Origin of the sequence: Amycolatopsis speibonae (genome assembly GCF_042647925.1) — a bacterium.
Classification (GTDB): domain Bacteria; phylum Actinomycetota; class Actinomycetes; order Mycobacteriales; family Pseudonocardiaceae; genus Amycolatopsis; species Amycolatopsis speibonae.
The window spans coordinates 1-6,708 of the sequence record NZ_JBHRWK010000078.1 but is presented as its reverse complement, the minus strand read 5'-3'; the positions used below and the strand labels follow the sequence as shown (position 1 = coordinate 6,708).

At 62.6% G+C, this 6,708-nt stretch carries 4 protein-coding genes and 1 pseudogene; 2 read left to right on the top strand and 3 right to left on the bottom strand.

Translation table 11 applies throughout. From position 1 onward, the window contains the following. Positions 1-425 precede the first annotated feature (425 nt). Both ACFOSH_RS36765 and ACFOSH_RS36760 read right to left on the bottom strand, forming a co-directional pair. On the bottom strand, positions 426-941 hold the full coding sequence (locus tag ACFOSH_RS36765) for a trypco2 family protein (RefSeq protein WP_378245057.1): 516 nt from the start codon (positions 939-941) through the stop codon (positions 426-428). A 21-nt stretch (positions 942-962) separates the two neighbouring features. After that, on the bottom strand, positions 963-2,258 hold the full coding sequence (locus tag ACFOSH_RS36760; protein ID WP_378245055.1) for a CHAT domain-containing protein: 1,296 nt from the start codon (positions 2,256-2,258) through the stop codon (positions 963-965). 2,056 nt (positions 2,259-4,314) lie between these two features. Between ACFOSH_RS36760 and ACFOSH_RS36755 the strand changes: the two genes are divergently transcribed. Continuing rightward, complete coding sequence (locus ACFOSH_RS36755) at positions 4,315-4,419, top strand: FtsX-like permease family protein (RefSeq protein ID WP_378245054.1); 105 nt, start codon at positions 4,315-4,317, stop codon at positions 4,417-4,419. Positions 4,420-4,690: 271 nt separating this feature from the next. Here ACFOSH_RS36755 and ACFOSH_RS36750 read toward each other — a convergent pair whose 3' ends face one another. Continuing rightward, on the bottom strand, positions 4,691-5,725 hold the full coding sequence (locus ACFOSH_RS36750) for a hypothetical protein (protein WP_378245053.1): 1,035 nt from the start codon (positions 5,723-5,725) through the stop codon (positions 4,691-4,693). A 608-nt stretch (positions 5,726-6,333) separates the two neighbouring features. Between ACFOSH_RS36750 and ACFOSH_RS36745 the strand changes: the two are divergent. Next, positions 6,334-6,708, top strand: a pseudogene (locus ACFOSH_RS36745) (hypothetical protein); the annotation flags it as partial.

Genomic DNA, 6,708 nt, shown 5'->3' with positions numbered 1-6,708 from the left:
CAGCCGATCAGGGTTAGTCCACACAACCGACCATGATCAACTGGTGGCCGCACCTGTCTGCGGGCAGCCCACCAGCGACATCACGAAGTCCGTCTGGAGTACTAAGTCAGGACGAGAGCTGAGCGGTGCGTAGCGACGAGCGATGCTGATCGATGGCCCGGCGAGGGTGAGTATCTCCGCACAGAGGACATCGAACCAGCGGTCGCGTGCGTCATCTGTGCTGGGAGCGTTCACGACCAGCACGATAATCAGGCAGACGTGGCTCAGCGAGATTCGCTCGTAAGCGAGTCTGAACTGTCATGGACAAGCTCCCGGAATGACAGCGTGTGAGGGTCCGTGGTGTTGACCTATGTTGCGGAACTGGTCGTCTCCATGCCCAGATCACTCCGGGCACGGTGTCATTGCGGCGGGTTGCCCAGAGATGGCTAGGTCGTGTGGGGTACGGCGAGTGTGAGCTTGAGTTTGTGGGTGATCTCGTCCTTGCGTTCGTTGTCGAGACCGAGCGAAATCGTGCCCTCCTCCGTGATGGCGAAGACAAGTTCGACTGAGCTGTCTTTGAGGACGTAGGGTTCGTCCCCGCTGATCGCCAGTGACATCACCTCTCGGATGGTCTCGATTGCCTCGACCAGAACGTCTTCGACCTGGTCTCCGCGAATCTCATGCGCCTGCGCGAGATCTGGTGGTACGAGGGTGAGGTCGATAGTGTGAGTGTCCTTGGCTGTTAGCGCTCGCCCCAGTTTGATCGCCATGCCGAGCACAGGGACCTTAAACTCAAACTTGCCGCCGGCAGTCGTGCTAGCGACGGTGTTCAGGGTGAGTTGGACAGCGGTGACCTGCAGGTCCCGATTGACGTTGACACGTGACAAGCCGGCCTGAGTGATGGCGGCTTTCACCGCGCTCACGAGTTCGGCGACCGGTACTCCGTCGGGCGTGATGTGCATGGTGTCCTTTCGTCGATGACGTTACTGAGCGGTGGCGTCAGGGTCTCCGTATACGGTGTAAGCGAGCCAGGTCGGGTCGATCTCGTCCTGACCAGATGCAGTCAACCGTGCCTTGTGGGCGGCAGCGCCCAGGGGGTCGCCGGCGCGTAGTTGCTGATAGAACGTTTCGGCGAATCTGGACGCCGTCTCACTCCGGATCGGCCAGAGGGTTCCCACGAAAGCGCCTGCGCCGGCAGCCATGAATTGCTGTGCCCAGCCCATCATGCGACTGTATTCCGGTACCGCACCGGCGCTGCGACAGGCATTGAGGAACACGAGCGGGTTACGGGGCGCCAGGCTTCGTTGTACGACGGCGCTGTTGAGCAAGGTCGGTACAAACGTGCCACCGGACATCGCGATTGATGAGCCGCCATCATTGAGGGAGAAACTGTTGTGGCAGGCGAAGTGCAGCGATCCGCATTTCCCGGAGTCGATGAGGTCCAGAAGATTATCCAGAGCGTGTACGGTCGGGCCTCGCCCGAGTATCGCGGCAACGGCGTCGATCTCCTGGCGCGCGTTGTCTGGAGCACGTTCGGACAGCACGTAGGAACACCCGTCGAGACTCGCGCGCCGGGACCGCTGTTGACCGAAAACTCGTCGTAGCACTGGGAATTGCTCGATGAGAAAACCGCGGTCATCGCCTAACCGTAGAGGATACAAAAGTTCCCAGGGCAGCACGTCGTGAGTGGTCGCGACGCTGAGGGACGAGATCTGGCCACGGAGTTGCCAAAACTGCTCCTTGATCACCGTTGGGACGATGTCGTTCCATAGCCCGACGCCAGTCTCGCGCATCCAGCGGCGGGCCGTACCGGCGGGATACGGGCCGCGTCCCTGCGCCATCTGCTTGAGGGTGGCGACCGCGCGTTCCACCGCGACGGCAGGTTCTGCGGTCAGTGACTGTGCCAGCACCGGCTCAAACAGATACTCGTCGGACAACAGTTGGAAAACGTACTGTCGGCCATCTGACCGCACGAGCAGGGTCACCTCGCCGCGCCGGGCTACCACGTCGGCGAGCGAAGCCTCCATTGGTGCTTGCTCGACGAAGCTGGCGCCGCGCTCTACGGAGACCTCGAGAGCCAGCTCGCCGAGAAAGGTGCCGCCCACCCACGCCGTGACATGCAATCGATGCAGTCCCGCATCTCGAGCTTGGAAGCCAAATCGTATCGGCTCGGCATTTCCGCTACGTGGAACGAGGATCACCCGCTGCAAAGGCCCCTCAGGGGTCAAACCTGCTGGTGCCTGAACCAGCACTAGCACCTCAATGCCTTCGTCCGGCACCGAAAGTGCCTTGAGGGGAGTAGATGCTGATGCTGACGACGCCCGTTGTGTTGTGATCCGCACGACCAGGCTCAGCTCTGCCGACAGTGGAGCGCGGTTGGGTAGACTGGCCTGGAGAAAACGCGTTGGATCTAGATCCGGCCTTGGCAACGGACTCCGAATGGGAGGCGGACTGGAGCCTGCGCTTCCCGTAGCAGGGCTCCCCGAGCTCGTTCTTGGACGGGCCACTTCCTGAGCGTCTGAACTTGCTCCCGATGGGCCTGCGGACGCGGCGCGATGTCTACCTGCGCCCCGCCGTGCTCGAGCTTGCCGGCCTGCGGGGCTGAGCCCAGGAGCCTCGTTGGCTTCCTGGCGAGCGCGGCGTCCCGAGGTATAGCCGCGCTGAAAGCTTCGCATCCGGTTGCGGACGGCGTCTGCCGAGCGAGCAACCACGTCGACCACCGGCGAACTGGCAGGATCCTCGGTGTCACGGTAGTCGTCCGACGTCTCGGCTGCCGGGCCCCGGTTATCAGCCGAGCCAGGCACAAGATGCGCGTTCGGGATGCGCTTTGGCGGCCCTGCCAGAGTGGTCTCCTCCCCTTTCGGCTCCAGCAGTGAAGCTGCTGCTTGCCAGCCGTCGCCGGACTGCTGCGTGGCTGCTGCCGGCGGGGCCGACAACGAATCCGTGCCTCCAGCCGAATGCGGCGGAGTGTCATCGGCTTGCGGGTAGGGGTCCGAAGGACTGTCGTCCGCTGTAAACCAGTTCGAGAGCACTGAACCGTAGATCGGCAGGCGCCCGGAGGGCACATCGTCCTCAGGTGGTGCCGGCTCACCTGTGTCATGCACTGCTAGGGCAGGGGGAGGTTCGCTCAAGGGTGTGAACTTCGGCTCCCCTTTGGGCAGCACGAGTTCGCTGAACTCGGGCGGCTGGAAGAGGTCGGCATGGGGGCCGAGTGGAAATTCTCGCGCCTTATGGGTTAGCTGCGGAGGAGACTCAGACAGTTCCGCGGGGCCGACGTAGGGGCCAGCGGCGCTTTTGCCGCCGACCAGGTCGTCGAGGCTGAGTGGTGTGTCTGGCTGTACCAAGCCTCCCTGTGCGTAACGAGGGTGTTGGGGGTGCTCGTGCGCCCCTTGGGGTGAATCGCCCGACGGGCCGGGTTTGTCATCGGGCTTGTCGACGGAGATGGGTGACCAATGCTGGACGATGTAGGCGAGGTTTGCGGCGAATGGCTGGTCCTGTCTAGCGGCCGAGTCGAGGGCGTATGCGAGTTCTCGCAGTTGCTCCGGTGTGCTGGCTCCGAACTTCCAAACCTCTGCGCGTAGCCGAGCCGCTGCTTCTACGACAAGCTCCGGACTGGCGTTACGATCGAGCATGCCGCGTAACCGTGCAATGAGTTCCGGCTGCGAACCGGCGGCATGCCAAGATCTGGGCTGCAGGCACCATCGGTGCACGATCTGTGCGACAATCTGACCGACCGATACCTCATCACCAGGCACTTCGCCCCTCCAGACAATTGTCTGCTGCCTGTCTACGTGAGCATAGCTATACAGCTGTGATCATGACGAGCTTGCATGAGGTCGATGCCGGGAAGCCTGAAGCAAACTGGCGGAGCGGTGATCACTTGCCCTGTTCTCAGTTGGCGATGCCGACGTCCCTCAGGCTCGTCACTATTAGTGGTTCGCTCGCATGACGGCACCGGGACACCTTCCTGGTTGCTGCGGGCGACGTCGCCCGCAAACGTCAGCAGCCCCGCTGGCCCGGATCGCTGTCCAGCTGAGTATTCCGAGTGAATACGCCGTATCCGCCTCCGCTGCTGGTGCACGCTCGGTTGCTCGGTGTCGGGTAAGGTCAGTCACGCCTGGCTCCAGTGCCAGGCCGTGGGCGGGTGGCTGCGCAGGGCCAGCGGTTTGTTGTTGACATCCTGCCGACATCAACATGGTCGTCTTCGCAACCGCCGCGACTCCCGTCACGGTCCAGCTGATCCGCTCGATCGAGCGGATCATGCCGCCAGGGCCTAGTGATCCCGGCAGGTCCCATGACTGAACCTGCAGGTGTATCTGCATCTAGGTCAGCCTTTTGACCGTCAAGGAGCGGCGTGCGGAAATCGCGCCGCGCCGGGCACTCGGTGCACGCAAACGGCACATCACATGTCAGTTTGTCGCTGAAGCCGCAATTTCCTGAGCGTTCGGCGGACTGCTCGGCGCGGGCTGTTGCGCCGCCATCGTCGTCATGGCGCAGGAATGGACAGCGACCCTGTGTTCGGCCACCCTCTTTCCCACACCTCTAGCCGGTGGTCTCATCGGCGTTGTCGCCGGCCTCGGCGCGGCGTTGCTGGCGGCGGTTATCGAGCCCACCGACATCCTTCGTGTTGATGTCACGAAGGTCTGGTGCTGTCAGAGTCGCGTGCCAAGAATCTTGAGGTCCCCGATTTGCTGCCTTTGGAGGTTGCGGGTCAGGGATGGTGGGTGACCTCCCGGAGAGCAGTCTCGAGGATGCCCTTGCAGCGTGAATAGATGGTGTGGACCTGACGCGGAGTACTGCTGACTCGTTCGAAGAAGCCTCGGCCCGCGGTGCCCATGTCCGGTTCGGAGGTAGTGGCGATGATCTTCTTAAGCTGCCGCTCCATCATGGTGGTGAGCGCTGTGAACCGGTCATTTGGATGGGGATGGGTCGAGACGTTCGTGGGTGCGGTGCCGAGCGCGCTCAAGAGGTACATTGCCAGGATGGCGATGGCGATTCCATCGGCGCATTGGACGATGAGGCCGAGCTGGGATCTATCGGGGCCGAGAGGATGGAATCCTTCGCGTCGCATCTGCTCCCAGGTGCTGGCGAACAGGATCTCCCGGTAACCGGTCAGGTCGGCCTGGATCTCGTCCCGGTGGGCCGAAGGCAGGGACGCATTATCGGTGATCTCCAGGGCGGGGGAGCGTGACAGGTATTCCTGCGCTGCCGGCTTGGTGTGCGAGCCGATGTGCCCGAGTAGAATGTGCGCGAGTTCGTGTCCGATGAAGAACCCTTCGGCCAGGTGTAACCGCCGTTTCCGGTGGCCGAAGTCGACGTCGCTGACACCCTCCCGGCTTAACAGGAAGAGTTCCGTCCGGTTCTGATAGCGAGGCAGGAAGCCAGGGTCCTTATCGACGAGGAACAACTTCAGGTCGATCAGGCGTGATGTGAGTTCCGGTAGCTCACGTTTCACGATCTGAGCCTCGATGTATTCGCGGAGGTCGTCGTCGCTGGGGTCGCTTCTATGCATAAGCCCCAAGACTTCGGCTTGCATCCTGCTGACGTTCTCCCATAGGACGACGCATTGGTCGAGGGCTGTATAGAGGCCGTCGGTGATCGCGACGTAAGGCGCGGCCTCGAGCGTGCCGTGTGCAGAAGCATTGGCCACCAGCGAATTGACCCGGCCGACGAATATTTCATCGAGCGTCGCGTGGAGCTGCCATGGGGAATACTTTTGGTACCGGTCCAGGATCTCGCTGATCACCGGGCAGTTGCTCGCTCGCCCCTTGGGTGACCAGTGCAATGCCTCGGGGCGGATGCCTGGCAATGTCATGCCCGATCGCTCTTGTAACCAGGCGTAGTAGTTACGTTCGCCTGGCACGCCGAGCCGTTCACTGAAGGCCCTCCGGGACCGGCGTAGTGCTCGCTTCACAGGTATAACATACCGATGTTCCAGTTGCTTCTTTCTGAAACACCGATCGGCTGCGAAGGTCGCTCTCGGAACAGTGGAGGCGAAAAGAGGTTCGTCGCAGCTCGCGTGCAGTACCAGAGCCTGCGCTTGTGCGAGGACGTGGTCCAGCGTCCTGGGCAGGTTCCGAACTTGGACGCGGCCGAGCTCGTGTGGTCGCATGCCAAGGAGGCGTGGGCGAGTGCACCGTGGCGCTGGATCGACTGTTGCCGTAGTGGTGATGGGTCGGCTCGCGCGGACCAGAGTGGTCGACGCCTTCCTCGCTCGCGCCGCAACCGACCTAAGGGCTCCGCGACGCCGATTTTCAGTCCCTGTCGTCGTCGCGATGTTGTGGGGAGTGGAGCTGAAGCGAAGTCTCCCGTTGTCTCAGGTGTGGGGCACGGCCGGTGTGTGAGGATGCTTCGATGTCACCCAACGCGCGTGCTGTTGATCCGGATCGGCTTGTTCGTTGGTGCAGGGAGTATCTGGGCAGCCCGCCGGCGGAGGAGTTGTTCAGGTCCGGGTTCCTGTCCGTCGTCATCGGGCTGCGCCTGGTTGACGGTCGTGAGGTCGTGATCAAGGTTCGTCCGGACTCGCCGCGGCTGGCGGCCTGTGTGGAAGTCCAGCGCCGCCTGTTCCAGGCCGGTTATCCGTGTCCGCGGCCGCTCACCGGTGCCGCGCCGTTGGGCGGCGATGTGAGGTTGCCCCTGTGGACCGGACACCCTGATCCCAGACAGTGGTCTGGGGAAGGATGTCTCTGTGTCACGTTCGTCGAAGTATCCGGAGCAGTTCCGCAAGGA